This window comes from Mesorhizobium sp. C372A, from assembly GCF_030323245.1.
Lineage (GTDB): Bacteria > Pseudomonadota > Alphaproteobacteria > Rhizobiales > Rhizobiaceae > Mesorhizobium.
Map to the genome: position 1 here is coordinate 97,717 of NZ_CP100475.1, position 25,934 is coordinate 123,650.

Below are 25,934 nucleotides of genomic sequence, written 5' to 3' on the forward strand. Positions count from 1 at the left end.
TCCCGGACGAATACGGCGCGTGCCGAGAACGTGGCTAATCTGTTGAACCAATCCGAAATAGTCTGACGTTGTCTATGAGCCGTGTGCCGCCGAGCCAGGCGGCGGCAAGCAACCGTGCCGGTCGATCGAGGCTTGTTATCGGGTGCAGATCTGCCTCATCGCGAAGTTCCAGGTATTCGACCTCGCGATAGCCTGCAGCCAGAATTGCTGCGCGAGATTCTGCAAGCGTTGGCAGGATGGGTGAGCCGCGCTCAAGCCGCTCAGCCGTCTTGAGCAGGACCGATGATAGCTTGGGAGCAACAGCGCGTTCCGCTGGCGAGAGCCGCACATTGCGCGATGATAGCGCAAGACCGTCGGCTTCACGGACTGTCGGACAGGCAACAATGGTGATTGGAATATCCAGATCCCGGGCCATGCGCCTGACCAGGTGAATTTGCTGAAAGTCCTTTTCGCCAAAGAAGCCGAAGTCAGCGCTGGTCTGCAGGAAGAGCTTGGCGACGACGGTCGCCACGCCGTCGAAATGCCCCGGCCGGAATGTACCGCACAGGCCTTCGCTGACACCGCAAACCGAAACGGTGGTGGCGAAGCCCGCCGGATACATCTCCTCTGCATCTGGCGCATAAAGCAGGTGCGCGCCAACCGGTGCCAGTTTGGCGGCATCCTCGTCCTCGGTGCGGGGATACGCGGCAAGATCGGCCTGGCTGTTGAATTGCTTCGGGTTGACGAAGAGCGTCACTATCACACGGTCTGCCTTCTCGAGTGCAGCGCGCACCAGGCTGAGATGGCCCTCATGCAGGACGCCCATCGTTGGCACCAGGGCTATCCTCACACCTTCGCAGCGCCATGCGGCGACGCTTTCGCGAAGCTGGTCAACGCTCCTGACGATCGGCACGCTCACGCTGCTTCTCCGCTCTTGGTGGCGTCCGTGTCGGCGGGCTTGGGCGCATCGGCAAACACGTGCTCTGCGGCGGGAAACTGGCGCTCCTTCACCTCGCGCGCATAGGAAGCGATCGCAGCCGCAGCCGCCTCCCGGAGTTCAGCATAGCGCTTGACGAACTTGGGCCGGAAGTCGCCGAAGAGGCCCAGCATGTCGTCGACGACGGGAATCTGGCCGTCACAGGCTGCCGAGGCACCGATGCCAATGGTCGGGGTCGCCACCTCCTTGGTGATCCGGCGGGCGAGCGCCTCAGGAACCTTCTCCAGGACGACCGCAAAGGCGCCCGCTTCGCCCACCGCAATTGCGTCGCGCCTGATGCGCTCGGCATCCCCGCCCCTGCCCTGTACGCGGTAGCCACCGATGGTGTTGATGGCCTGCGGCGTCAATCCGACATGGGCCATGACGGGCACGCCGCGTGCGGCGAGGAAGCCGATCGTCTCTGCCATCGCTTCGCCGCCTTCGAGCTTGACGGCCGTGCAGCCGGTCTCGGCCATGACGCGCGCGGCATTGCGGAAAGCCTGCTCTGGGCTTTCCTCGTAGGAACCGAACGGCAGGTCGACCACCATCAGCGCCTGCTTGATGCCACGGCGCACCGCCTGGCCGTGCGTGATCATCATCTCCAGCGTGACGCCGAGCGTCGAGGGCAGGCCGTGGAGAACCATGCCGACGCTGTCGCCGACGAGCACCACATCACAATGGGGATCGACAAGCCGGGCGACTGGGGTGGTGTAGGCGGTAAGGCAGACGAGCGGCGTCCCACCTTTGCGCGAACGAATATCCGGCGGTGTGATCGCCCTGGTGTCACCATAAGCGCTCATGGGACCCTCCTTCCCCTACGTTACCAGCTGCGGCTGTCGCCTTTGGCACATTTTTGTGCAGGTGCGAAGAGCAAAAAAATGGCCATGCAGCTGCGGGGTGTTGACGTGCCAATTGGCACGCTTACACTAAATCGATTAAGGTGCCCCCGAGTTGGCCAAATAATGGACGATCAGGCAATAGGACTCAGGAAAGACAGAGCCGCCGGCAAGGCCGACAACGTCAAAGTGGACTTGATCGCCTTTGTGGTCGCCGTAAACGGCAGTCAACCCTGTGTCCTCACCATCGGCCAGGCGGACACCTTGCCCTCCGGTCCCTTTGCGCTTGAGCACCGATCGCTGCAATCCGGCTTGAGGGGGTGGGTCGAGCAGCAAACCGGCCATCGGCTGGGGTACATTGAGCAACTCTACACGTTCGCGGATCGGGATCGCATCGGCGCCGAGCGCCAGCAGCGCGTCATCTCCATCAGCTATCTCGCATTGACGCGCAAGGAACAGGCAGCGGGCTCGCCCAAGTGCGGATGGCAGAGTTGGTATGAATATTTTCCATGGGAGGACCACCGCTCCGGCACGCCTGCGGTCGTGCTGGACGTTCTGCGGCCGCGCCTGATCGAATGGGCAAACGGGGTTGGCGATTCGGCCACGCGACGTGAACGCTGGCAGCGGGCGACGATAGCCTTTGGCTTCGACGACCGCCTTTGGAACGAGGAACTCACGCTTCAACGCTATGAGTTAGTCTACGAAGCAGGCCTGGTCCAAGAGGCCGTAAGAGGGCGGGACGCAGGACCCCCGCCGCTGGTGCCCAGCAAGTCCATGGTCGCCGATCATCGCCGCATCGTGGCGACCGGCATTGCGCGGCTGCGCTCCAAGATCAAATACCGCCCAGTCGTCTTTGAGCTGATGCCGCCGGTCTTCACGCTTTTGCAGCTGCAGCGAACCGTGGAGGCGCTCGCCGGCAGGCTCATCCACAAGCCGAACTTTCGCCGACTGATCGAACAGCAGGAGCTGGTCGAGGAGACCGGAGAGGCCACCACTGAGACCGGCGGCCGGCCAGCGAAGCTTTTCCGTTTCCGCCACGCCGTTCTGGACGATAGACTCATCGCCGGGACAAAATTGCCGCTGGCGCGGGGTTGACATCCCTTATACTCACAGCAAGTATATGCTGGTTATTTTCAGTTAGAGTATAAGCGGGAGGGGGTCGATGGGCGCCATGCTGCCTACGGCCGCGTTGCTCTACGAGCGCGTCCGACGAGTGATCCCGCCGATTGAATGGCCGGCTTTCGCCGAGGATATCGAGGCGATCCTTGCGCTGAAGCGCGAGCGCAACGCGATCATCCTGGCGCACAATTATCAGACGCCCGAGATCTTCCACTGCGTGGCCGACATCGTCGGCGACAGCTTGGCACTAGCCCGCACGGCTGCGACGGTCGAGGCGCAAGTCATCGTGCTGGCCGGCGTCCATTTCATGGCCGAAACGGCCAAGCTCCTCAATCCGGGCAAGACCGTGCTCATTCCGGATCTCAGCGCCGGTTGCTCGTTGGCGGACTCAATCACGGCAGAAGACGTGCGCTTGATGCGCCAGCGTTATCCCGGCGTTCCGATCATCACTTATGTAAATACGTCCGCCGAAGTGAAGGCCGAGTCGGATATCTGCTGTACATCCGGCAACGCCAAGGCGGTCGTCGAATCCCTTGGGGTTCTCCGGGTGATCATGTTGCCGGACGAATATCTGGCCCAGAATATCGCCGCTCAGACAGATGTGCAGATCATCGCCTGGAAAGGGCGTTGCGAGGTGCATGAGCGCTTTACACCGGCCGACATCCGCGAGTTGCGCGAAAGCCATCCCGGCGTGGTCGTGCTCGCCCATCCCGAATGCCCGCCCGACGTCGTGGCTGAAGCCGATTTTTCCGGCTCGACGGCTGCCATGTCCGACTATGTCGAAAGGCAAAGGCCGCCACGTGTCGTGCTGATGACGGAATGCTCAATGAGCGACAACGTCGCGTTAGCCCACCCAGAGGTCGAGTTCATCCGGCCCTGCAATTTGTGCCCGCATATGAAGCGGATCACGCTTGCCAACATCCGCACGGCGCTCGAGCAGAACCACCATGTCGTAACCGTCGAACCCGGGATCGCCGGGCGCGCGCGGCTAGCGGTCGAACGGATGCTGGCAGTTTGAGCGCCGACCCCCGCAGCTTCTTCGGGCGGCCCATCATCATCGGCGGCGGCATCGCCGGACTGATGACCGCGCTTCAACTGTCGCCGGAGCCGGTGCTTCTTCTGTCAAGGTCGCTGCTGGGAGCTGACAACTCGAGCACCTGGGCCCAGGGGGGCCTGGCTGCAAGTTTCGGCGAAGACGACGATCCGGCAATGCACCTGGCCGATACGGTTGCCGCCGGGGATGGTCTCTGCGACAGAGACGTGGCGAGCCGCATCCTCCAAGCCGCGCCTAAGGCCATAGAGGGGCTTGCGGGCTTTGGGGTTCGCTTTGACCGCACGCCGGAAGGATCACTGTGCCTCGGATTGGAGGCCGCACACAGCCGACGTCGCATCGTTCATGCGCATGGGGACGGCACCGGGCGTGAGATCATGCGTGCGCTGATCGCGGCTGTGCGTTCCACTCCGTCGATAGTTGTCGTGGAGGGCGTGGAAGCGCGCCGGCTCGCCGTGCGAGAGAATGCGATCCGAGGCGTCTGGGCGAGCTGTTCGATCGCACCTTTCTTCTTCGGCTCACGGCGGGTCGTCCTCGCCACCGGTGGCATCGGGGGACTGTTTCTCGACACCACGAACCCTTGGGGCAGTTGCGGACAAGGCCTTGCGCTTGCGGCCCGCGCTGGAGCTGTCCTAGCCGACCTCGAATTCATTCAGTTCCACCCGACCGCGCTTGACGGCCCAGAACGCCCTATGGCGCTGGTCAGCGAGGCTGTGCGAGGCGAAGGTGCTGCCCTGATCGATGAAACCGGCCAGGCTTTTCTCCAGAGCGTGCCCGGGGCGGAACTTGCGCCTCGCGATGTCTTGGCCCGCGCCGTGTGGAACCACCTTGCGGACGGCCACCATGTTTTTCTCGATGCCCGACAACGGCCAGGCCCGGCATTCGCTCGACATTTCCCGACAATCGCATCAGCCTGCCTTGGAGCGGGCATCAATCCCGCGCGCGATCTCATCCCCATTCGTCCGGCCCAACACTACCACATGGGTGGCGTTGCCGTGGACAGCTCGGGCAGGACCTCCGTCAAGGGGCTGTGGGCCTGCGGCGAAGTCGCTTCGACAGGACTGCATGGCGCCAACAGGCTCGCCAGCAATTCCTTGACCGAGGCAATCGTGTGCGCCCGCTGGGTCGCTGAAAGCGTCGCCGGAACGCCTGCGCGCAGAACAAGGCCTGCGTTTGCGAACGTTTACCCACCGCCCGCTCCGATAGCCGTGCGCGTTTTTCTGTCGCGCGCACTCGGCATCGTCCGGGATGGTCAAGCGTTGAAAGCAGCCGCGCGTGCCTTATTGCCGCTCGCCGAAAGCAAGGATGCGGTCTCGGATCCGGCGGCTGTCGGGCTAATGATTGCTGTTGCCGCCTTGTTGCGCGAAGAAAGCCGCGGCGCTCATTACCGGACAGATTTTCCTCATCATGCGACTGCCGCCCGACGGTCCGAAATCACGCTCGAAGCCGCCTTGGCGGCTGCGCGGGAACTCGGACACTCGCCAAGCTCCGAAGGTGCAAAGGGATGATGCTCTCACCGCTCCCCACGGTCCTGCTTGAGCCGCTTGTACGGGCATCTCTTCTTGAAGACCTTGGCAGAGCCGGCGACTTGACCACGGACGCCATCGTCCCGAAGGAATACCAAGCGGGAACCGTGTTGGTGGCGCGACAGTCCGGAGTTGTCGCCGGCATCGATCTGGCGATGCTCGCTTTCGGCTTGATTGATCCTGGTGTCGAAATCTCCGTGGAGCGGGCAGACGGCTGCAATGTCGTGGATGGAGAGGTCATTGCATCAGTGGTTGGCCCGGCCCGGGCCATTCTCACAGCCGAAAGGACGGCACTCAATTTTTTGTGCCATCTGAGCGGCATCGCCACAGCAACGGCATCGATCGTCGCTGCGGTTCGTGGATATGGCGCGAAGATCGTCTGCACCCGCAAGACGACGCCCGGATTGCGGGCAGTCGAAAAGTATGCCGTGCGCGCAGGTGGCGGGTCCAATCACCGCTTCGGCCTGGACGATGCAATTTTGATCAAGGACAACCACATCGCCATCGCAGGCGGCGTCCGGCCAGCGCTCGAGCGAGCACGAAGAGCGGCCGGTCATCTCGTCAAGATCGAAGTCGAGGTCGATACTCTGGCCCAGTTGGAGGAGGTACTTGGCTTCGCTCCCGATGCGGTTCTGCTCGACAACATGTCCCTCCCCGATCTTCGCCGCGCCGTCGCAATGGTCGGTGGCCGCGCTATCACCGAGGCTTCTGGCGGGATCACGTCGCATACAGCGCGAGCGTTTGCCGCGACCGGCGTTGATCTGATTTCGGTCGGCCGACTCATCCACAGCGCGCCGATCCTGGATATCGGCCTCGACCATCGGGGCTCATGATTGTCTGAGTAACGAACAGGATTGGGTCAACTGTCCTTTCCGATCACTAGTCAGATAGCAAAGACCCGCAAGTCATACCGGAGGAACAGCATGGAGATGCAAACGGCAAGTTCAACGCAGACATCGCCACAGGCTCAATCCCCTGACCCCCCTGACCTTGGGGCGTGGACCTTGGAGAAGGCTCAGGCGCTTTACCATGCCCCCTTCAACAATCTCCTCTTCCTGGCGCAAACGGTGCACCGCCAGAATTTCGATCCAAACAAGGTCCAGCTCAGCCGGCTGCTCAGCATCAAGACCGGAGGATGCCCGGAGGATTGTGGCTATTGCAGCCAGTCGGCGCGTCACGAAACCGGGTTGGAGGCGTCCAAGCTGATGGATGTCAGGCGCGTCATCGCCGAAGCGACCAAGGCGCGTCATGCCGGCGCCACCCGTTATTGCATGGGCGCGGCCTGGCGAAACCCCAAGGCGCGCGACATGGATGCGGTGGTGGCGATGGTCGAAGGCGTCAAGGCGCTGGGCCTGGAGACCTGCATGACACTCGGCATGCTCGATCTTGAGCAAGCCGCTCGACTGAAGCAGGCGGGCCTCGACTACTACAACCACAACATCGATACGTCAGAACGCTACTATAGCGAGATCATCGGTACGCGGAGCTTTGCCGAGCGGCTCGAGACGCTTGACCACGTTCGCAAATCCGGCATCAAGGTCTGCTGTGGAGGCATTGTCGGCATGGGCGAGGAGCCGGTGGACCGGATCGACATGCTGGTGACGCTGGCCAATCTGCCGGAACATCCGCAAAGCGTTCCGATCAACATGCTGATCCCGATCGCCGGTACGCCGCTTGCAGACGCCAAGCCCATTGAGCCGATCGAATTCGTGCGCGTGATCGCGCTGGCGCGCATCATGATGCCGAAATCGCATGTCCGTCTGTCCGCCGGCCGCACCGCGATGACTGACGAGATGCAGGCGCTGTGCTTTTTTGCCGGCGCCAACTCGATCTTCTTCGGCGACACGCTGCTGACGGCGGACAATCCCGGTGAGGACAAGGATACCCTGCTGTTCCGGCGCCTTGGCATCGATCCGATGGAACTCGAGGCGCAATGAACGGGGCGCCGCTTGCCCGTTATGATGCGACCTTGCAGGGGCTAGCGCGCAAGGACCGGCTGCGGACGCTTTCGCCCCGCGCCGGGCTGGACTTCTCGTCGAACGACTATCTCGGGCTGGCCGCGTCCAGAAGACTTGGCGATGCGGTTGTGGCGGCGATTGCGCGGGGCACGCCGGTTGGCGCCACCGGGTCGCGGCTGTTGCGCGGCAATGCACCGGAACACGAGCAGCTCGAGGCAGACGCGGCGGCATTCTTTGGAGCCGACCGCGCGCTGTTCTTCGGCAGCGGCTACATCGCCAACTTCGCTCTGCTGAGCGCCCTGCCGCAGAAGGGCGATCTTTTGGTTGTCGATGAGCTCGCCCATGCCAGCATGCATGAGGGTGCGCAGGCCGGGCGCGCACAGTTCGTGCTGGCCGCGCACAACGACGCCACCGCTGTCGAGGATGCGATTACACGTTGGCGCGTCGCAGGCGGCATGGGATGCGTCTGGATCGCGGTGGAAAGCCTTTACAGCATGGATGGCGACTGCGCGCCTTTGGAGAGCCTGGTCGCACTTGCCGATCGGCACGGCGCATTCATCGTCATTGATGAGGCGCATGCCACCGGCGTCTGGGGACCGGATGGCCGGGGGCTTGCCGCCGCTTTCGAGGGCCGCGACAACATCATAGCGCTCCACACCTGCGGCAAGGCGCTCGGCGCATCTGGTGGGCTCGTCACCGGGCCGAGGGCACTGTGCGAATATCTGATCAACCGTTGCCGGCCATTCATCTACGCAACCGCGCCATCGCCACTGATGGCGGTCGTGGCGCGCGAGGCACTCGCAATGCTCACCGACGAGCCTATGCGGCGTGTTCAGCTGCATGAACGCGTCGCCAGCGCCGGCCGGTTGGTCAATCGCTGGGGTGTGACACCAAGTGGCTCTCAGATCCAGCCCTTAGTAATCGGCGATGTCAGGCGCACCATGGCAGTGGCGGCGCGCCTGCAGGCCCGCGGCTTCGACATACGCGGCGTTCGTCCTCCGACCGTGCCCGAGGGCACGTCGCGGCTGCGCATCTCACTGACGCTCAATATTGGCGAAGCCGACATTTCCGCCATGGTAGAGGCGCTGGTCGAGGTGTTGGCCCAAACATCACCGGAGGCGATATGACCCAACGCATCGTCATCACCGGAACGGATACCGGAGTTGGCAAGACCGTGTTTGCGGCTGGGCTCGCCGGTTTGCTGGACGGCTTTTACTGGAAACCGGTGCAATCGGGCCTCGACGGCGAGACCGACAGCGAGGTTGTCGCGCGGCTTGCCGGCTTGCCCTCAGAGCGCGTGCTGCCGGAAGCCTACCGCTTGCGGAGCCCGCTGTCGCCGCATCGTTCGGCCGAGATCGACGGCGTGGCGATCAAGGCTGCCGATCTTGCTTTTCCCGTCCTACCGACGCCGCTCGTCATCGAAGGCTCCGGCGGCCTAATGGTGCCGCTCAACCGGCGCACAAGGTTAATCGACATCTTCGCTGAATGGCGGCTGCCCGTTATTCTGTGCGCCCGCACCACACTCGGCACCATCAACCACACCTTGCTATCGGTCGAGGCGCTCCGCGCCCGCTCCATCCCGTTGGCGGGCATCGCTTTCATCGGCGATGAGATGGCCGATACGCAACGGACCATCGTGGAATTCAGCGGTGCCCCGCAGCTCGGCAGGCTGCCGCACCTCGATGTGCTGACGGGCAAAACACTGAGGGACGCAATGGTTGCCGGCTTCGCCTTCGCCTCGATTAATGGAGGTGACTGATGTCGCAGTCTCATGTGTGGCATCCCTTCACCCAGCACGCACTCGAGCCTGCGATCCCAGAAATCGTCCTGACTGAGGGCGCCTATCTCCACAGGGCCGACGGCGCCCGCATCCTGGACGCCATCTCCTCCTGGTGGGTCGTCACACATGGCCACCGCCATCCCCGCATCATGAAGGCAATCGAGACAACCGCGTCGAGCCTCGACCAGATTATCTTTGCGGGCTTCACGCACGAGCCGGCAGAGCGCTTGGCCAAGGCGCTTGTCGGCCTCGCTCCCGCTGGACTCGACTGGGTGTTCTATTCCGACAGTGGCTCGACCTCAGTCGAAGTCGCGCTGAAGATGGCGCTCGGTTATTTCCGCAACATCGGCGCGCCGCGCTCGCGCATCGTCGTCATGGAGCACAGCTATCATGGTGACACGATTGGAACGATGAGCGTCGGTGCGCGTGGCGTGTTCAACGCCGCCTATGAACCCTTGCTGTTCGAGGTCGACATCATCCCCTTTCCGGCCGCGGGGCACGAGCAGGAGACGCTGGATCGTTTCGAGGCTGTGACCCGCGATCGACGAGCCGCAGCCTTGATCGTCGAGCCGCTGGTGCTGGGCGCCGGCGGCATGCTGATGTATCCAGCATCGGTTCTGGCCGAATTGAAGAAGATCACTGAGGCCTCCGGCTCGCTGCTGATCGCCGACGAGGTGATGACCGGCTGGGGACGCACCGGAACCATGTTCGCCTGCGAGCAGGCATCGATTTCTCCAGATATCCTGTGCACCTCCAAAGGCTTGACCGGCGGCACCATCCCGCTGGCCGTAACGCTTGTCACCGATGCCATCTTCCGGGCGCACTATTCCGAGGACCGGAAGAAGACGTTTTTCCATTCGAGCTCTTACACCGCCAATCCGATTGCCTGTGCGGCAGCACTCGCCAATGTCGAGATCTGGCGCGACGAGCCAGTGGCCGGGCGGATCACGGCCTTGAGCGTGATGCAGGCCGTCGGGCTGCAACGCTTTCGGGACAATCCATATTTTGCCGACTGTCGAGCCACGGGAACGATCGCGGCGCTCGACCTGCGAACCGGTTCAGCAGGTTATCTCGCCGAGATTGGTCCGAAGCTGCGCGCTTTCTTCCTCGAGCGCGGCCTACTTGTGCGCCCGCTCGGCAATGTCCTCTACCTTCTGCCACCCTATTGCATCGCAGGCGACGAGCTCGAACGACTCTATGACGCCATCGAGGAGGCCGGGGAACGCTTCGGGTCAAGGCCATGAGCAAGTCGTCGCGCATTCTCGGACTTGGCCATCACGTGCCTGGGCGCAAGGTGGCCAATGCCGAGATCGAGAGCAATCTCGGCCTCGAGCCGGGCTGGATCGAAAGGCGTACCGGAATCCGTTCGCGCTTCTGGGCAACGGACGAAGACACGCTGTCGGGTCTTGCCACCCGGGCTGGCGACATGGCGCTGGTGAACGCCGGTATTGCGCGCCACGACATCGGTCTGCTGTTGCTTGCCACCTCGACGCCCGACCATCTTCTGCCGCCAAGCGCGCCGCTGGTCGCACACAAGCTTGGCCTTGGCCGCGCAGGCGCGGTCGATCTGACCGGCGCCTGCGCCGGCTTCATCTATGCGCTCATGTTTGCGGACGGGTTCACCCGCCTGCATGGCAAACCAGCGCTGGTCATCGCCGCCAACATCCTCAGCCGCCGCATCAATCCAGCCGAGCGCGCGAGCTCAGTCTTGTTCGCCGATGCCGCCGGCGCCCTGGTGATCGGTCAGTGCGATGATGCTGATCGGGGCATTCTCGGTGCCTCGGTGGCTTCGGACGGCTCGCGCTACGGGCTGATCCAGATTCCCGCAGGAGGAAGCAACACGCCGTTCCATGGCGACCTCGACCTCGGGCAGACCCGGATGACGATGACCGACGGGCCCGAAGTGTTCGCAAAGGCCGTCGAGATGATGACCGATTGCTCGACAGCCGCGCTAGCCACTGCGGGAGTGCGGCCACACAATGTCGGCCGGTTTGTGCCGCATCAGGCCAATACTCGGATTTTCGGCGCGGTCGGAAGAAACCTCGGCATTGCGGACCAAGCAATTGTCAAGACGATTGCCGAATACGGCAACTCTTCGGCCGCGACGGTCCCGCTGTCGCTCTCGCTCGCCAACCAGATGAAGCCATTCCAGCCAGGAGAGAAAATCCTTCTGGCGGCGGCGGGTGCGGGTCTCAGCGGCGGCGCTCTCGTGGTTGGAATCTAGCCGGCCGGCTCACGCGCGCAGGATTGGTCATGAATGGCAATAGGAGCAACAGAACCAATGCCAAAAAATGGCCTTCTGAAGCTCGACATGACCAAGCTGACGCAGCACGACCCGTGCGAGCCTCTGGATGAGTTCAAATGCAACACCCGTTGCACCAATCGTACCATCTGAATAAAGCTCAATTACAAAGGGTGAGCCGCCCCATATATGTCGGATACCCGACATTGTTCACATAAAAGGCTCGATGCTTACACGCTCTTTGCTGGCTGCTCTTTGCTGTCTTCTCTTTTCTCTTTGCTCTTTGCTCTTCCGTCTTGACTACCAGGAGCCTGCGGCTTATCTATTGCCGCGTTAGCACTCGCTTCGGCTGAGTGCTAGGCATGCTCCGGCAACGGAGCACCGTTCAACATCCGCACCAAGGAAATCCAAAAATGGCAAAGTCGAATTTCCGGCCGCTGCATGACCGCGTGGTCGTACGCCGGGTCGAATCCGAATCCAAGACCGCCGGCGGGATCATCATCCCGGATACGGCGAAGGAAAAGCCGCAGGAAGGCGAGATCATCGCCGTCGGCTCCGGCGCTCGCGACGAAGCCGGCAAGCTGGTCCCGCTGGACGTCAAGGCCGGCGACCGCATCCTGTTCGGCAAGTGGTCGGGCACCGAAGTCAAGCTCAATGGCGAAGACCTTCTGATCATGAAGGAATCCGACATTATGGGCATCATCGGCTGATTATCGGCCTCACCGTCAACTGAATTTCGGGCTTGATCGCAAGCCCCTGCCAGGAGCTAAAAAATGGCTGCCAAAGACGTTAAATTCTCCCGCGACGCCCGCGAGCGCATGCTTCACGGCATCAACATCCTCGCCGACGCGGTGAAGGTGACCCTCGGTCCCAAGGGCCGCAACGTCGTCATCGACAAGTCGTTCGGCGCACCGCGCATCACCAAGGACGGCGTCACCGTCGCCAAGGAAATCGAACTTTCCGACAAGTTCGAAAACATGGGCGCGCAGATGATCCGCGAAGTTGCTTCGAAGACCAACGACATCGCCGGTGATGGCACCACGACCGCGACCGTCCTGGCGCAGTCGATCGTCCAGGAAGGTAACAAGGCCGTTGCCGCCGGCATGAACCCGATGGACCTGAAGCGCGGCATCGACCTGGCCGTGACCGAAGTGGTCGCGGCTCTCGGCAACGCTGCCAAGAAGATCAAGACCTCCGAGGAAGTTGCCCAGGTCGGCACGATCGCCGGCAATGGCGACGAGTCGGTCGGCAAGATGATCGCCGAAGCGATGCAGAAGGTCGGCAATGAAGGCGTCATCACGGTTGAAGAAGCCAAGACCGCCGAGACCGAGCTGGAAGTCGTCGAAGGCATGCAGTTCGACCGCGGCTATCTCTCGCCCTACTTCGTCACCAACGCCGACAAGATGGTTGCCGAGCTCGAGGACGTCTACATCCTCCTGCACGAGAAGAAGCTGTCCAACCTCCAGGCCATGCTGCCGGTTCTCGAAGCCGTCGTGCAGACCTCCAAGCCGCTGCTCATCATCTCGGAAGACGTCGAAGGCGAGGCTCTGGCCACGCTGGTCGTCAACAAGCTGCGCGGTGGCCTGAAGATCGCCGCCGTCAAGGCGCCGGGCTTCGGTGATCGCCGCAAGGCCATGCTGGAAGACATCGCCATCCTCACCGGTGGCCAGGTCATTTCGGAAGACCTCGGCATCAAGCTCGAGAATGTCGGCCTCAACATGCTCGGCCGCGCCAAGAAGGTGTCGATCTCCAAGGAGAACACCACCATCGTCGACGGCGCCGGCAAGAAGGACGAGATTCAGGGCCGCGTTGCCCAGATCAAGCAGCAGATCGAAGAGACCACGTCGGATTACGACAAGGAGAAGCTGCAGGAACGTCTGGCGAAGCTCGCGGGCGGCGTCGCGGTGATCCGCGTCGGCGGCGCGACGGAAGTCGAAGTCAAGGAAAAGAAGGACCGCGTCGACGACGCCCTCAACGCGACCCGCGCGGCCGTGGAAGAAGGCATCGTTGCAGGCGGCGGCGTCGCACTGCTGCGCGCTTCGGCCAACATCAAGGTCACCGGCGTCAATGCCGACCAGGCTGCCGGAATCAACATCGTTCGCCGTGCACTGCAGGCTCCGGCCCGTCAGATCGCTTCGAACGCAGGTGCTGAAGCTTCGATCGTTGCCGGCAAGATCCTCGACAACAAGGGCGCGACCTACGGCTACAACGCCCAGACCGGCGAGTATGGCGACATGATCGCCATGGGCATCGTCGACCCGGTCAAGGTCGTTCGCACCGCTCTCCAGGACGCGGCCTCGGTCGCCGGCCTGCTCGTCACCACCGAAGCCATGATCGCGGAGGCTCCCAAGAAGGAGTCGGCCGGCGGCGGCATGCCTGGCGGCATGGGCGGCGGCGGCATGGGCGGCATGGGCGGCATGGGCGGCATGGATTTTTAATCCAGCCCCTATCAACTTACAGCGGACAGGGCGGCAGCAATGCCGCCCTTTCCTTGTGTGCCGAACATGATCGAAACCTTGGAGTGCGTCCCGAGGATCTCGTTCGAGCCTCACCGCATGGTCGAGAATTAGGATCTTGTCCGATCGAGCAATTCGCGGGCTCAACCTGGTCAAACCGGCGCCCCCTACGAACTGCCCGATCCTTGAGGATTCCGCTGCGCGACAATCACGATGATTCATTCAGTTGGTAGCTATAGGCGGTGAATCATGAGGGGCATTGAGGAGCGTGGCAAGGCGCCCATCTCGGCATTTAACTCCATCGAGCGTGATATCAGGGACAATTCTCTCATCGGAACCGGCGGCTGGCGTTGAAGGACCCGGTGAATCATCCTGATCTATAGTGGAGCAGACGCGCTCTGAGCCTCAAGAGCGTTTCCTCCTCTGAGTATCCTTGATCTGCCGCTGGACATTCTCGTTGATATTGCTGAGCGGCTCAGCCCGATGGATCTGCTGAGGATTTCGCACACAAATCAAGAGCTGCGTGTCGCCGTGATGATAGTCGCAACGCCTCAAGAAAGGCGGATTCAGGTTCAGGCCATCTGTGGCAGCCCTTGCACCGGGCGCCAGCAACGTCTCGTCGTCGTGGCCGAGGGGCCTCGTGACCCCGACGACTGCGCTACGGCCTTGTGGGGCCTCGGAGCGGGCGTGGCAGCGCTTGCACCCGAGCTCCAGCGGCGTCTCATCCTCCTCGCCGAAGGGCTTGAGCCCAGGTCTCAGACCATTGCCCTGGAGGGCCTCGGAGCAGGCGTGGGTGGCGGACATAGCAGCCTGTCCCATACCTATGAATACGTTTGGCTGAAGCAGACCGATGGCTACGCGTCGAAGCCGAAGCCGTCGAGTTCGCGGACAAACGGGAACTGCGCGATCTTGCTCGACATGAGCGTGTCGAGCTGGTCGCGGATCGCGTCAACTTCAGCCGATCCAGGATTGCGATCAGCAGGTCATGATCTAGGGTCGTCATCACCAGCTCCCTCCGGCCACCGCTCCGTACTCGGCGAGTGGCCGCAGCAAGGTGGCCGGGGGTGATCTTGATCCGCTCGGCGCGCACCGGCCCTTCGAAGCCGGCAACGCCGACAAAAGGCTCTGTCGCAAACCTGGAAATGGGGTTGTGAACGGCCATTTCGGCCTGTCCGTCAGGCAGCGAGGAGATCGAAACAGCGATCGACAGACTTGTAGGCATACCTCGCCTGTCGCTTGCCCATCATGTGGATCATCTCGATGCCGGAGAGGATAACCACGTCGTTCGCATGCGACTTGAAGCCGAGCATGGATCGAATGCGGCTTGATACGCCGGTGATCCTGTTCGATCCGATTGTTGAGATGCCGGCTATTGCGGAGCGGATCGGCTTCAGCGGTCGCCGCGATCGCTGCCGCAGCCGGCTTTCAGCGTCGCAGGAAAGGATTGCTTCGTAATTGGTCTGGCTGCCGTCGATGACGATGCGCTCCGGCCGGCCATGGCGCGTCAGCGCCTTGCGGAGGAAGCGTTGGGCCGCCACCTGGTTACGGTTTTCGCTAAAGAAGAACTCGACCGTATCGCGGAGGATGTCGATAGCGCGGTAGAGATACCGCCCGCGGACCTTGATGTACGTCTCGTTTGCTGCCGACCACACGCTTGCGCCGGTTGAAGCGCTCCAGCAGCTGCGGCGAGAAGTGGGCGACCCAGCGATGCACAGTGGAGTGGTCGACCTCCAACGCGTTCGGCCATCATCTCTTCCAGATCGCGCAGGCTCAGAGTGTAGGCCAGGTACCAGCGCACGCACAGCAGGATCACCGACTGGTCGAAATGGCGGCCCTTGAACATCACGTGCTCCTCCACAGCTGAGGCGTTTTTCTTGCCATGCTCGCTTACAAAAAGGTTTGCGACAGAGCCGTTCGAACCGCATGCCGACACCATCGTCAAGGGCGGCCGCGGTGTCCATTATGGCCACAAGCTCAACCTGACGACGGCAGGCAGTCTGTTCTTTCAATTTAGACCAACTATGCGGATGCCGCCTCAGTCAATTCAAGAATGTAACCAATGCCGCGCATGGTCGTGATACGTGGCGTTGCACCTGACCTACTCAGGTGTCCACGTAAGCGATAGATTCCGACTTCAAGCGCGTTGGCAGATACCTCGTCGTTGAACGAATAGAGGTGATCTTCCAACTGCGCACGAGGCACGATGCGGCCTGCACGGATAAGCAGATGCTCTAAAATACATAGTTCGCGGCGTGCGATCTTCAGAGGATGACCCGAGACGGAAACCTGTCGGCCGATCGGATCGAAATTGAGATTGCCAAATACAACGATGGGGTCGGTCACCTGTGTCGACCGGCGCAGAATGGCTCTCATTCTGGCGATGAGCTCATCGAAAGAGACGGGCTTGAGCAGAAAGTCGTCCGCGCCACCGTTGAAAATTGCAATCCGCTTCTCGAGATCGTTGATGCTACTCATAATGAGGGTTGGAACTGAATGCCCGTTGCTCCTTAGCTGTCTCAGCCAGCCCAAGCCATCGCCATCTGGCAGAGCCAACTCCAGCAGGAGAATTTCATAGGTTGCGCAACAAAATGCCCTCGACGCCTGTTCCAGGTTGCCAACTACATCAACGGCAAAACCGCTATCCCCGAGCGCAACTCGCACAGCGCGCGTAAGATCCACATGATGATCAATGAGCAGCGTTCGCATTTCACGTCCTATCAAGGTCGGACAGGTCACCGTCCGCTGTAAGACCGGGGCGACAGCGGAAGTCGCGCAACTCTTCGTAGTGTTCGTAACGCTCTTTCCCATGGGTGATCGCGGGAGCATGCAAGCCGCACGCCTGCAATAGTCGGGGATGGAACACGTGAAGACCTGTTGACGGGCTGAAACCGTCGGTCGGCCAGCCCACAATGCCACCGACTCTGCCTGCGATTTCTCTGCGCATCGATCCTCCTATGGGTTGCGTCGCAAACTCCAGCTGAGGTCGCAAGGGCAGGTTGCGGCTTTGTTCATTGAGAGGACCCCCTGGAGGCAATACCAGGAAGATTCCCTATATGGCACTTCCCGATTTACCACCGGTCATTCCGAACCACGTTCGGCGGCTTTGAAGACATTCATTGAGCGCGGCTAGGTAAATCAAGGGTACGACCTGCCGGGTGTCGATGCCGCTTTTGAAGCAGGCATCGGCACCAGCTCGGTGAGCGTCGCCCGCGCAATTCAGCGGACGCGCTCGATACACCCAGTCGAATCGTGCCGCGACTTGCCGCGCCGACAGGGCGCCCGAAGACTTCAGACTTGTGACCGAAGGTCTACGCCCAGTCCTCCTCCCATTATCCACCTCCCTCAAATCAAAATGGACGTTCAATCTGAACAAATTACGCCATCGTATCACAAACGACTTACCGTTCCCCGACGTGCTCTAGCCTTAGTGCTTGTTAAGAAGGTCGGCTACTGTCTCTCCGCGTCGCCGGGCATCGGCGGCGAGCCACACCTCCCCCACCTCATACACGTCGCCGTGGGTACTGAACGGCACAATGACGTCAATGGCAGCCGACAGCAGGTCAAGAAGCGTGTGGTCTTCCACAGCAGCTCCTTGCGGGCTGCTCTTGACGAGTGAAAAGAGCTTTTTAAAGCCTTGGACCGGATCCGCCCCATGAATCGTTGATATTGATCCCGCATGGCCGGAGACGACTTCGCTAAGGTAGGCCCAAGCAGCATCATCGCGCATCTCGCCAAGCAATATTCGATCAGGGCGCATGCGCAAGCTGGCTTGCAACAGTTGCTCGGCTGTCACCGCACCTACGCTTGCTCGGTCCTTCGGATAGAGTAATCGGACATGGTTCTCGTGCGGGATTGCAAGTTCGAGCGTGTCCTCGATACTTATCAGCCTCTCTTGCGGGGGTATAGCGTTGATCAAAGTCTTGCTCATTGTCGTTTTGCCGCTTCCAGTAGGCCCGCAAAGCAGCATCGTGAGCCGCCCGCAAACGCATGCTCGCAAAAATTGCTCCAAGTCACCATGGTCGTAGTGCTGAAGAATCGTTTCGTCCTGCCGCTCTTGGCGCTCCTTTCGTGACCGCCATTGATTCCAACGCGAGTATTCGTAGCGAGAAGAAACTTCCTTGAGTTCGGTCACACGACTTGAGGGACGCCGTATCGTCAGGCTTATTGTTCCTGAGGGAACAGCGGGCGGCAAACAGATCTGCAGCCGCTCTCCGTTCGGCAGCTCAGTCGCACAGAGGGGGCTTTGCGGTCCGACATCTTGCTTGCGCAGCGCTCCAGCGAGGATCGCGATGTCCTCCAGATCGTCATAAGATAGCGGTAGCGGATGTTTCGTGAAAACGCCGGCCTGTCGGACAAAGGCTTCCCCAGGCCGGTTGATAGCGACCTCTTCGGTCCTTGGCTCCTCAAGCCATTTCAAAACAGGGTTGAGAAGCAAACGCAATTGAGGGTCAGCCTCCGGTCGCATTGTTGTCTCTCCGGCGTTGGCGATGTTGGGGGCTGGCGCCACGGCGATCGGTCTAAGATCGTATACATCTGAGAAATCGAGGTCCCGAGCCACAAAGATCGATACAGCATCTCCCTGGTTTTTCTTCAGAGTTGGCGGAACGTTGATCGTTGCTCTAAGGGTCGTGTCAACGGCTTGTCCGGCGTTGCTCTGGAAGCTGTTGATGCCGCTTCCTCCACCTGAGCTGCCAGCGTATTGACCGGCGGCCTGAAACGCGCCTTGAATGACGCTCATGAGCATTGCTCCGCCAAAGCGCTGCCAGAAGTGATTATCCACCGTGCCAGGCATTCCGGAGCGGCCGAGCTCGTCAGCGCCCGGCGACGCTAGCGAAACGAGGGCATGGTCAGGCGTTTCGATGCGCGTCCACAGCACGAAGACACGCGCATCCCCCTGTTGGAGACCACGCTGGATCTCGCCAATCACGGTCGTCCCGCGATCCAAAAGCACCACGTTGTTGGTGGCGCCGCGGACGTCTTTAGGTAAGACGCACTTCACATAACCCGGTAAATTTGTGTCGACTGCCGTTTGCAAAATGCAGGGTATTATCGTTCCTTGGGTAATCACGAGATCAGGGTGCGGCAAAAGTGTGGCCCGGCTTGGCTCCTGTATATCTGGCTTCAATCGCCTCGTCAGATCGCCAGCCTCTGAAATCTCATGCGAGGTCGCGGGAGCATCCCTATGGTTGTCTTCGCTCCGCTGACCGTCGTTGGGCATTTGACCGCTGCCACTGTAGGCGAAAATTGGTGTTTCCTCCGGCGGCGGATCAGCTGGCGCCGGAGGCGGCATGGATGGCGCAGGATCTCCTGCCTGCGCCGCCTGTACGGGTGCTGGAGCTTCGGGAGCAATCTCAATCGGCACGGGGCGGAATGGCTCGGCGTCGGCGACAATTGCAGGTTTTGGCTGAGTTGGCTCGTCTTGTGTGCTGGGACGACCGCCGAGCCAGATGAGCGATAGAGATGAGATGAGAACAAGTGCAGCGATGGCCAACTTCTGCAATCCCGAAACATGCCGGCGGGCCGGCTCCGAGACCATCGATCCTGAGGCATGGACATCATGTCCCGACTGTGGGCCGGTTTCATTCATCGGCCGGGCCTTTCAAAACGCGCCACACGTCGGGTGTCACTGTACCGGTCCCTGGCGCTCGTCCCACAGGGTCATAAGCCCTGTTGAAAATGGACAAGACCGTATTGCCATCTCTCAGACGCCATTCCCGGGCGACTGCGGATACTTCAACATAGTCTCCTTTGACCGTGTAATTGGCAGCGGCTTCCTTGCCGTCGGGATTGATAATGTAGAGGGAGGGTATGCGGGAATTGCTTGCGAAGCCAAATACGGTGGTAAAGCCATTATCGAAAACTTCCAGCGGCGCCAGCGATCGATCGCCCTTTGCGACGTAGTGAAAATTGCTTTCGTCCGGACTGGTAGTTGCGGCGGGCCGATTCAACAAATCCTGAACTCTCTCGTCGCGCAGCACTTTCGCCCGGGCCTGACCAAGAATCGAGCGCCTTTCTGCGTCCTTTCTCTGAGCAGCAGCGTCATCAGCAGGATAGGTGAACTGCACACTGTAGTATAGGTCGGGTTGCTTCTCATCGAGTTTTGGCATCGCTCTCGTTGAAATACTGAAGACGTATCTCCGTGTACCGGACTCACTCTCGGCCAGCACAATGACGGGCTGCGGCGGGAGCATCCGGCTAGCCTTAAAAAAGAGATAGTTGGCGCGCGGGAGCGCAGCCAAGTCTTTGCTATTGGAAACGGCCACGGCTGCGACTGTCTCGTTGGCCGCGAATGTGACAACCAGCGTTGCCCCCACTGCGGTAGACAGGCGCACCACTTCGTCAGGACGGTAAGCCAGGTAGCGCATGCGCGCATCATGCTTGCCGGCAAGTGGTGTGTCTTCCGCGGACGCTTCCATCGTTAAGAAGAGTGAACAGACCAGCGCGAGAAACGCTCTTTTTGTCATGGCTGCACATAGCCCAGGTTCGATACGCTATCTTCCGAGCTTTGATAGGAAGCGACGAGTAGACCTCCCGGATTGGTGAGCCTCGATTGCCCAGGCAGACCCGTCAAGCGCTCGTAGCGGATGGTAGCTGTCCAGGTGGTCACTATCGGCATCTGCCCATCGACAACAAGCGTACGTTTGTAACGGATCTGTTGAACGTCCGGACTGATGTCGTTTGAAGAAATATGCCCGACCTCGAGCTTGCCGCGTTTGCCGACCGTGACTTGCGGCGAGGTGGGATTCGGATAGTTGAAGAAATCTTGATATTGCTGTCGCACAGCCGGCGCGCTGAAACTGGATACGAGGTCATAGGCGTATTGGGCTGTATCTGCTGTGTACCCCTCGCGCAGGCGTACATATTCCCACAGCGAAGCATTTATGACGGCTCGGTCTTGGGTTGCCGGCAGTCGAGAGACTGACACTTCGCTGTCGACGGTCCCATCCGGCCGGACCCAGAGGAACACAGGTACGAGCTTGGCCAACGGGACCATGGCAGCAATGGTAAATGCCTGTGCAACATTTCCTAGGACCGCCGCTGCGGCAAAGGCTATCAGGGCCTTTGACAGGCGCCGCGCAGACTTCGCTCGTGAAGTTTGAAACGCTTCCACCTTCTTATAGTGGGCGGCTAGCGTTTCTCTCTCCACCAGAAGGGCATGTTCAGGAACTTTCACTTTGGCTCTTCCGCGCATTCGACCCGAAGATCCTCAGGGGTGGTTTCCCATTGTCCCACGTTCAGTTGGAATGGGGCACCCGCGCATGTCGCAAGCCCATGGCTCGTCTTGCAGGCGGCCAAAGCGAGGATTGACAGAAGTAGGCAATATTTCATGTTTTTGGCACCGAGCTTGTCGATTGATTAAGCACCCGCCGTTTTGGCAAAGTGGCGATTGAGGCTGTTAAGAGGTCGGTTCGCACCTCCCCAAGAGCCGCCGGCGATGCTGCTGGCGATCGTCGGAAGCGCGACGATCAGAGCGTCACCAGCTAGGAAAAGCATGTCGAGCTCGTAAAGCCCGATGATCTTGGCTGCTGTCGTGCCCGAGAATTTGATCATCAAAAGCATGGCTGCCAGCGAGACTGCTTCGGCAGCGATTACTATCGTTGCAACGATGTTGAGGAGGAGAAGCAGCAGCCCGTACGAGAGCAGTTGGCCGATCCATCTGGTGGCTATGTCTCGAGTGTGATCAAAAAGGTAGCCTACAAGGACCAGGGGGCCGATCGTCAAGAGCACCTTCGTCAGAATTCCAACGGCATCGTAGATCTCGAACGCTGTCCACAGCGCGCCGTAGAAAATCCATTGCGCTCCCTCGAAAGCAAGTATGTCCTGGCCGTTCATAGGCCCAATTTCGGAAGCAATCAGCTGAAAGACATACTGGCTTGAAGCAAACATGAGATCGAGCTTCTGGGGGATTCCGATGAAGGGCAAGTCGCTGCCACTGATGTCGTGAGCCAACCTCGGAATCGTGTCGTCGAAGAGCGCTTCAATGTACTGCTGATAGTTGGCCTGCCCTAAGATAAGGGCGACGACAATCGACACCATGATTACGCGCGAGATACCCCCGCGCGCATCGACTTGACCACGCATGACCAGACAGCCTTGGATTATTATCCAGAGCGTGACACACGCAACCAGAGGCGCACTGACCGCCGCTTGGACGTTTTCAAGCACTTTGTGCAGCCCGGACGTGAAGGCCCCATGAAAGATCGTGTGTATAGTCGTGAATGGCGCGGGAATTTTGAAATTCATGGCGTGAGCCTGATGTGTCCCTGATCAGCGCAGCTGAGCCTGATGAACTCTGTGTGGTTTACGGGAGGATGCTAAACATATTAGCGGTGTCCTGATGTTCGCGACGCTGCGTGGCGGCCTCCTCCACGGCGTGAAGGCTCCCTTGTGCAGTGGCCATTGTCAGCAGACTCGTGGCCTGGACATTTTGGATCATCGCATCGTGAATCTGCTTGAGGACCAGACCGTTGGTCACGGTGGCCTGCATAATATTTCCCGAGCGGGAAAGCTGACCAAGCGTGCCGGCGTTATCCTTAAGGCGCTTGTCCATCATGCCCAAAGTGTCGGCTGCAATAGCTGCGGCATTGGCGGCCCCGGCGATTTGTCCCTGTAACAGTTTCGCTTCTGAATCGGTGCCGTTGACTATCCGATTTGGGTCCTTCGCAATGTTACGGGCCATAATCGAAGCTGGCGCCCGAGCATCAAACATCTGCTCCTCCAGCTTATTGCTCGACGGGTAGTGATTTCCTTGGTTAAGTGAGCTTAGCAGTCCCGTGACAGCGAATGACGACGTTAGAATTGTCACCATTTCAATCGTGGTAGCGAGCGTCTCGATTGACCTCTCAAGGATCGCCGCATTGGAAAGCGCTGTTAAGGTCGCTTGTGTTTCTGTTACAGGGTCGCTGACGATAAATTGCGAACGGGCCTGTCCGTGAAGCAGAAGGGAAGCAGCAAGGGTCGTTACTGCAAGTTTGGCAAATTTCATGAATATTCCTCCGTCAGTCTTGAACTTCGTGGTACCGGGCCATGAACTTGTCGAGCCACCCACTTGGGGCGTCTCCGTGCTGGTTACGAAGCTGGTCGGCAAAGCGCACTGTGTTGGCCCGCCCCGAGAGTACGGCTACGTACTCGCGCATCTGCCCAAGATCGAATTCGCAAACAATACTCCCGCTATCGCGCTTGAGCAAAAACTTGCGGCTGCCGATTGCCATTCCCTGGCGGATTGCCTCGAACTCCTGCGCAGTGCACTTCAAGCCATCGAGATACGCAGAGCGGTCCGCCGTCGGTGATGGGTAGAAAATTTTCGTCATACATTGCGCAACGAGACTAGCTCCGAGAGGCGATTCCAGAACGTGTTCAGGCTGCTGCGTTGCGAGTATCAACATGCCGTTGTTTTTGCGGACCGTGAGCAAGAACTTGTCGATAACGGCCGAGAATTGGGGGTTGAGTAGATAGAATCGAAATTCGTCGCAGCTCATGACGAACCGACGACCATCGACGATAGCGCCCACTCGATGCAGAAGGTATGCGGCGGCCGGTGCACAGACCTCCTCATATTCCAGGAGCTGCGTCATGTCGAAGCCCGTAATGGAGGCATCCAGCCTTACTTCGTCCACGTCGCCGTCAAAGGCCCATCCAAGCGCCCCCCCTCTACACCACCGCTGCAGCCGTGCTCCTGCGCCCTCGGAGGGGCTGTGCAATAGGAACTCGCGCAGGCCCGCAAGTGAGCGCATAGGAGGTTCGAACGAAAGCTGACGAACAATGCCGCGTTCCAGCCGACGGCTTTCCTCCGGCGAGATCGGACCACGGCCGTCACTCTCGATCAGGGCCATCAACCACTCGCGCAGAAAGTCCCGGGAGGCGGAGGTGTTGTCCAGTCCACGCAGAGGGGCCAAGCCGCTCGGAGCGCCTCTGCGCAACGCAAGATATGTCCCTCCCGTGGCTCGCACCAGCAGTTCACCACCCCGATCCTTGTCGAAGAAGACGATCGCACCATTGCGATCGACCAAGCTTTGCTCAAGCATCGCGAGGACAAAGGTCATCAGCGTCGTCTTGCCTTTGCCAACGGGCCCGAATATTGCCGTCATGCCGACGTCATTCTCATGGGGGATGTAGTCGAAAGAAGTTCCACCGTTTGTGCGAAAGCGCGCAACAGCATTGCCCCAGTGGCCGGAACTGGAACCGCTTGGGAAGTTCTCAAATGAGACGAGCCCGGCAAAATTGTGTGAGGTGATCGCCCCCGGGCGCGTGCGCCACCTGTTGTTCCCCGGAAGTTGGGACCAATATGCGGCCTCCATGCCGATGCCCTCTTGGACGATAACGGCGCCCGCGTCGGCCAGCCGTGCGCGGGCACTTGCTGCGCGATCTGCAAGGCTATTGAGGCTGTCGGCATAGACGCACAGGCTCAGATGATGCGAACCCATCACGAATTCGTTGCTTGCCAGTGCGTCCTCTGCCTCGGCAAGTTCATTGATCTGGGTGAGAGCCTTGTCGCCGGCACTCGTCATCTGGCTGGACTTAAGGCTTAGTTTGGCATGAGCTTGTGGGCGAGTGAGGAAGGAAAAGCTCTGGCTCAGGACAAGCGGGAAGTTGGCGGACAGCAAGGAATTTAGCATGCCCGGCCGCGTCGTCGCCGGATATTCACGGAACGAAAACAATGATCCGACGGAGCTATCCCCGGGCCTTCGAATCTCAAGCGCCCGCTTCCCGCAGATGACCTGGTCAGTGTAGATCGAGGCGCCAAGTGAGCCGGTAACCATCGGAACCGGAAGAAACCGGCAAGTCATCATGAGCCGAAGCGCCTCGCCGATTTCCGTGAAGAGCACGTTGCCTTTCTCACGAATGCCCAACCGGCGCAGACCGTAACCGCCGAGTGCGCCAGCAGTGATGTGCCACAGGTCTTCCAGGCTCCGCATTTGGGTGGCTAGATCGTGCTCATTCCGTCTGCGGGACTTGGCAATCCGCAAGCCGATCTTGCCGATTGCGGTGCGGGGGGACACGATCAAAGTGAGGAAGTGATCGTTGCGAAAGAGCTTTCCCGACAGCACACGACGCTCGTAGGCCTCGCTCAGACTGCCAGCGAATGCACTTTGAAACTGGCGCGGCGCCGGCGCCGGCACATCGTTGTGTCTCACAAGATGAGCGTATATCGAGACATTGTCATCGGCGATGTTGCGCAAGAGAGTGTTGAACGCGCGGCAGCGCGAGTTGCGCATCTCAGCGTCTTCCAAATCAAAGGGCACACCGTTCACATGTGCCATGGCCATGATCGATCCGTCTTCCAGAAGGACAACCTGATCGCTTACGTGACCAACATACGGAAGGTAGATCTCGCCAGACCTCTCGGTCCGGCCGCTGGCGCCGAACATTACACCATTCCTCTTCCGCGTTTCGGCACTCTGATCGGATTGGCGCTGACGCTTGCGCCTCCCCAGACCGGCCCGTCCACGCTTCTGCCGGCCGTCTGCAAATAGAGCAGCACGACGCTTGCCGCGTTATAGTCACGCTCAACAACCAGCCGTGCTCCGAACCAGAGTGGCACGAGAACGATTTCGTAGAGCGGGTTCTGAAGGATAATGATAACAAGCCCAGCCAACATCATGAGCAATCCGGCCAGCGTCAGCGGCACCCCCAGAAACAGTGCGGGGCGCGTCGCCGCCACATAGAGGGTGCTCACTTCCAACCGGTCGCTCATCAGCCGCCGCCTATGAGCGCCTTGCCCAGGAAGCTGGCCCCGAACATGATGACGATCCCTCCAACGACACCCGCAACCAGGCCAAGTGAAGCACGACCGAACATCCAAGAGATACCGATGGCTACGAGCCCGAGCACGGCCAGTGATTGTCCAAAGGGGCCAAGTATGAACGTGCAGATATTCTGGACCATCTTGGCAGGATCCGTCCCTCCGGTCACCTGAGCCGCGGCTGGCCCGCTGTAGAAGACCGTCCACGCCGCGCCTGCAGCAGCGGCCGGTACATATTCAGCCGCCATGCGCAGCATGGAAAAAGGCG

The 25,934-nt window shown here is 60.4% G+C and carries 24 protein-coding genes and 1 pseudogene; 11 read left to right on the top strand and 14 right to left on the bottom strand.

Annotated elements, in window-relative coordinates; genetic code table 11:
- Nucleotides 1–34 precede the first annotated feature (34 nt).
- Both panC and panB read right to left on the bottom strand, forming a co-directional pair.
- Entirely contained in the window at nt 35–898 is an 864-nt protein-coding gene (gene panC / locus NLY42_RS00405) for a pantoate--beta-alanine ligase (protein ID WP_023740408.1), read from the bottom strand.
- On the bottom strand, nt 895–1,755 hold the full coding sequence (gene panB / locus NLY42_RS00410; protein WP_031245015.1) for a 3-methyl-2-oxobutanoate hydroxymethyltransferase: 861 nt from the start codon (nt 1,753–1,755) through the stop codon (nt 895–897). The genes panC and panB overlap by 4 nt, the downstream gene beginning before the upstream one ends.
- A gap of 162 nt (nt 1,756–1,917) precedes the next feature.
- Between panB and NLY42_RS00415 the strand changes: the two genes are divergently transcribed.
- The 11 genes from NLY42_RS00415 (at nt 1,918) to groL (ending at nt 13,905) form a co-directional block, all read left to right on the top strand.
- Nucleotides 1,918–2,886, top strand: a complete 969-nt coding sequence (locus NLY42_RS00415; RefSeq protein WP_023673634.1) for an NUDIX hydrolase — start codon at nt 1,918–1,920, stop codon at nt 2,884–2,886.
- A 67-nt stretch (nt 2,887–2,953) separates the two neighbouring features.
- Complete coding sequence (gene nadA / locus NLY42_RS00420) at nt 2,954–3,928, top strand: quinolinate synthase NadA (protein ID WP_023673635.1); 975 nt, start codon at nt 2,954–2,956, stop codon at nt 3,926–3,928.
- Nucleotides 3,925–5,469: an L-aspartate oxidase gene (locus NLY42_RS00425; protein ID WP_023756099.1), complete on the top strand. Its 1,545-nt coding sequence runs from the start codon at nt 3,925–3,927 to the stop codon at nt 5,467–5,469. The genes nadA and NLY42_RS00425 overlap by 4 nt, the downstream gene beginning before the upstream one ends.
- Nucleotides 5,466–6,320 carry a carboxylating nicotinate-nucleotide diphosphorylase gene (nadC, locus tag NLY42_RS00430; protein ID WP_023756098.1) on the top strand — a complete coding sequence of 285 codons (855 nt, stop codon included), beginning with the start codon at nt 5,466–5,468 and terminating at the stop codon, nt 6,318–6,320. Before NLY42_RS00425 ends, nadC begins: the two co-directional genes overlap by 4 nt.
- Nucleotides 6,321–6,410: 90 nt before the next feature.
- On the top strand, nt 6,411–7,424 hold the full coding sequence (bioB, locus tag NLY42_RS00435; RefSeq protein ID WP_031196184.1) for a biotin synthase BioB: 1,014 nt from the start codon (nt 6,411–6,413) through the stop codon (nt 7,422–7,424).
- Nucleotides 7,421–8,572: an 8-amino-7-oxononanoate synthase gene (locus tag NLY42_RS00440; protein WP_023756097.1), complete on the top strand. Its 1,152-nt coding sequence runs from the start codon at nt 7,421–7,423 to the stop codon at nt 8,570–8,572. Before bioB ends, NLY42_RS00440 begins: the two co-directional genes overlap by 4 nt.
- Nucleotides 8,569–9,204: a dethiobiotin synthase gene (gene bioD / locus NLY42_RS00445; protein ID WP_023756096.1), complete on the top strand. Its 636-nt coding sequence runs from the start codon at nt 8,569–8,571 to the stop codon at nt 9,202–9,204. The genes NLY42_RS00440 and bioD overlap by 4 nt, the downstream gene beginning before the upstream one ends.
- Complete coding sequence (locus NLY42_RS00450) at nt 9,204–10,469, top strand: adenosylmethionine--8-amino-7-oxononanoate transaminase (RefSeq protein ID WP_023673641.1); 1,266 nt, start codon at nt 9,204–9,206, stop codon at nt 10,467–10,469. Before bioD ends, NLY42_RS00450 begins: the two co-directional genes overlap by 1 nt.
- Complete coding sequence (bioZ, locus tag NLY42_RS00455) at nt 10,466–11,449, top strand: 3-oxopimeloyl-[acyl-carrier-protein] synthase BioZ (protein WP_023685574.1); 984 nt, start codon at nt 10,466–10,468, stop codon at nt 11,447–11,449. Before NLY42_RS00450 ends, bioZ begins: the two co-directional genes overlap by 4 nt.
- Nucleotides 11,450–11,880: 431 nt before the next feature.
- Nucleotides 11,881–12,177, top strand: coding sequence for a co-chaperone GroES (gene groES, locus NLY42_RS00460; protein WP_019863563.1), 297 nt, complete (start codon nt 11,881–11,883; stop codon nt 12,175–12,177).
- Nucleotides 12,178–12,240: 63 nt separating this feature from the next.
- Complete coding sequence (gene groL / locus NLY42_RS00465) at nt 12,241–13,905, top strand: chaperonin GroEL (RefSeq protein WP_286460910.1); 1,665 nt, start codon at nt 12,241–12,243, stop codon at nt 13,903–13,905.
- A gap of 1,193 nt (nt 13,906–15,098) precedes the next feature.
- On the opposite strand, the gene NLY42_RS00470 is transcribed toward groL, so the two are convergent.
- The 12 genes and pseudogenes from NLY42_RS00470 to virB2 form a co-directional block, all read right to left on the bottom strand.
- A complete protein-coding gene (locus tag NLY42_RS00470) occupies nt 15,099–15,575 on the bottom strand; it encodes a DDE-type integrase/transposase/recombinase (protein ID WP_023756197.1) in 477 nt (158 codons plus the stop codon).
- Nucleotides 15,576–15,942: 367 nt separating this feature from the next.
- A complete protein-coding gene (locus NLY42_RS00475; RefSeq protein WP_023679590.1) occupies nt 15,943–16,629 on the bottom strand; it encodes a response regulator in 687 nt (228 codons plus the stop codon).
- Between the two features lie 718 nt (nt 16,630–17,347).
- Nucleotides 17,348–18,388 (bottom strand): P-type DNA transfer ATPase VirB11, encoded by a 1,041-nt coding sequence (virB11, locus tag NLY42_RS00480; RefSeq protein ID WP_023673699.1) that lies wholly within the window; start codon nt 18,386–18,388, stop codon nt 17,348–17,350.
- A pseudogene (virB10, locus tag NLY42_RS00485) lies at nt 18,372–19,510 on the bottom strand (type IV secretion system protein VirB10). Before virB10 ends, virB11 begins: the two are co-directional and overlap by 17 nt.
- Entirely contained in the window at nt 19,503–20,387 is an 885-nt protein-coding gene (locus NLY42_RS00490; protein ID WP_023690639.1) for a TrbG/VirB9 family P-type conjugative transfer protein, read from the bottom strand. The pseudogene virB10 and the gene NLY42_RS00490 overlap by 8 nt, the downstream one beginning before the upstream one ends.
- Nucleotides 20,384–21,097: a type IV secretion system protein VirB8 gene (locus tag NLY42_RS00495; protein WP_023707035.1), complete on the bottom strand. Its 714-nt coding sequence runs from the start codon at nt 21,095–21,097 to the stop codon at nt 20,384–20,386. Before NLY42_RS00495 ends, NLY42_RS00490 begins: the two co-directional genes overlap by 4 nt.
- Nucleotides 21,094–21,252 (bottom strand): type IV secretion system lipoprotein VirB7, encoded by a 159-nt coding sequence (locus NLY42_RS00500; protein WP_081726271.1) that lies wholly within the window; start codon nt 21,250–21,252, stop codon nt 21,094–21,096. The genes NLY42_RS00495 and NLY42_RS00500 overlap by 4 nt, the downstream gene beginning before the upstream one ends.
- A 27-nt stretch (nt 21,253–21,279) precedes the next feature.
- Nucleotides 21,280–22,167: a type IV secretion system protein gene (locus NLY42_RS00505; protein WP_023673703.1), complete on the bottom strand. Its 888-nt coding sequence runs from the start codon at nt 22,165–22,167 to the stop codon at nt 21,280–21,282.
- Between the two features lie 58 nt (nt 22,168–22,225).
- Complete coding sequence (locus NLY42_RS00510) at nt 22,226–22,909, bottom strand: TrbJ/VirB5 family protein (RefSeq protein WP_023673704.1); 684 nt, start codon at nt 22,907–22,909, stop codon at nt 22,226–22,228.
- 13 nt (nt 22,910–22,922) lie between these two features.
- Nucleotides 22,923–25,292 (bottom strand): type IV secretion/conjugal transfer ATPase VirB4, encoded by a 2,370-nt coding sequence (gene virB4 / locus NLY42_RS00515; RefSeq protein ID WP_023756201.1) that lies wholly within the window; start codon nt 25,290–25,292, stop codon nt 22,923–22,925.
- The gene (locus NLY42_RS00520; RefSeq protein WP_023673706.1) at nt 25,292–25,618 is read right to left on the bottom strand and encodes a type IV secretion system protein VirB3; all 327 of its coding nucleotides are present in this window, start codon (nt 25,616–25,618) and stop codon (nt 25,292–25,294) included. Before NLY42_RS00520 ends, virB4 begins: the two co-directional genes overlap by 1 nt.
- Nucleotides 25,618–25,923: a pilin major subunit VirB2 gene (gene virB2, locus NLY42_RS00525; protein ID WP_023673707.1), complete on the bottom strand. Its 306-nt coding sequence runs from the start codon at nt 25,921–25,923 to the stop codon at nt 25,618–25,620. Before virB2 ends, NLY42_RS00520 begins: the two co-directional genes overlap by 1 nt.
- Nucleotides 25,924–25,934 lie beyond the last annotated feature (11 nt).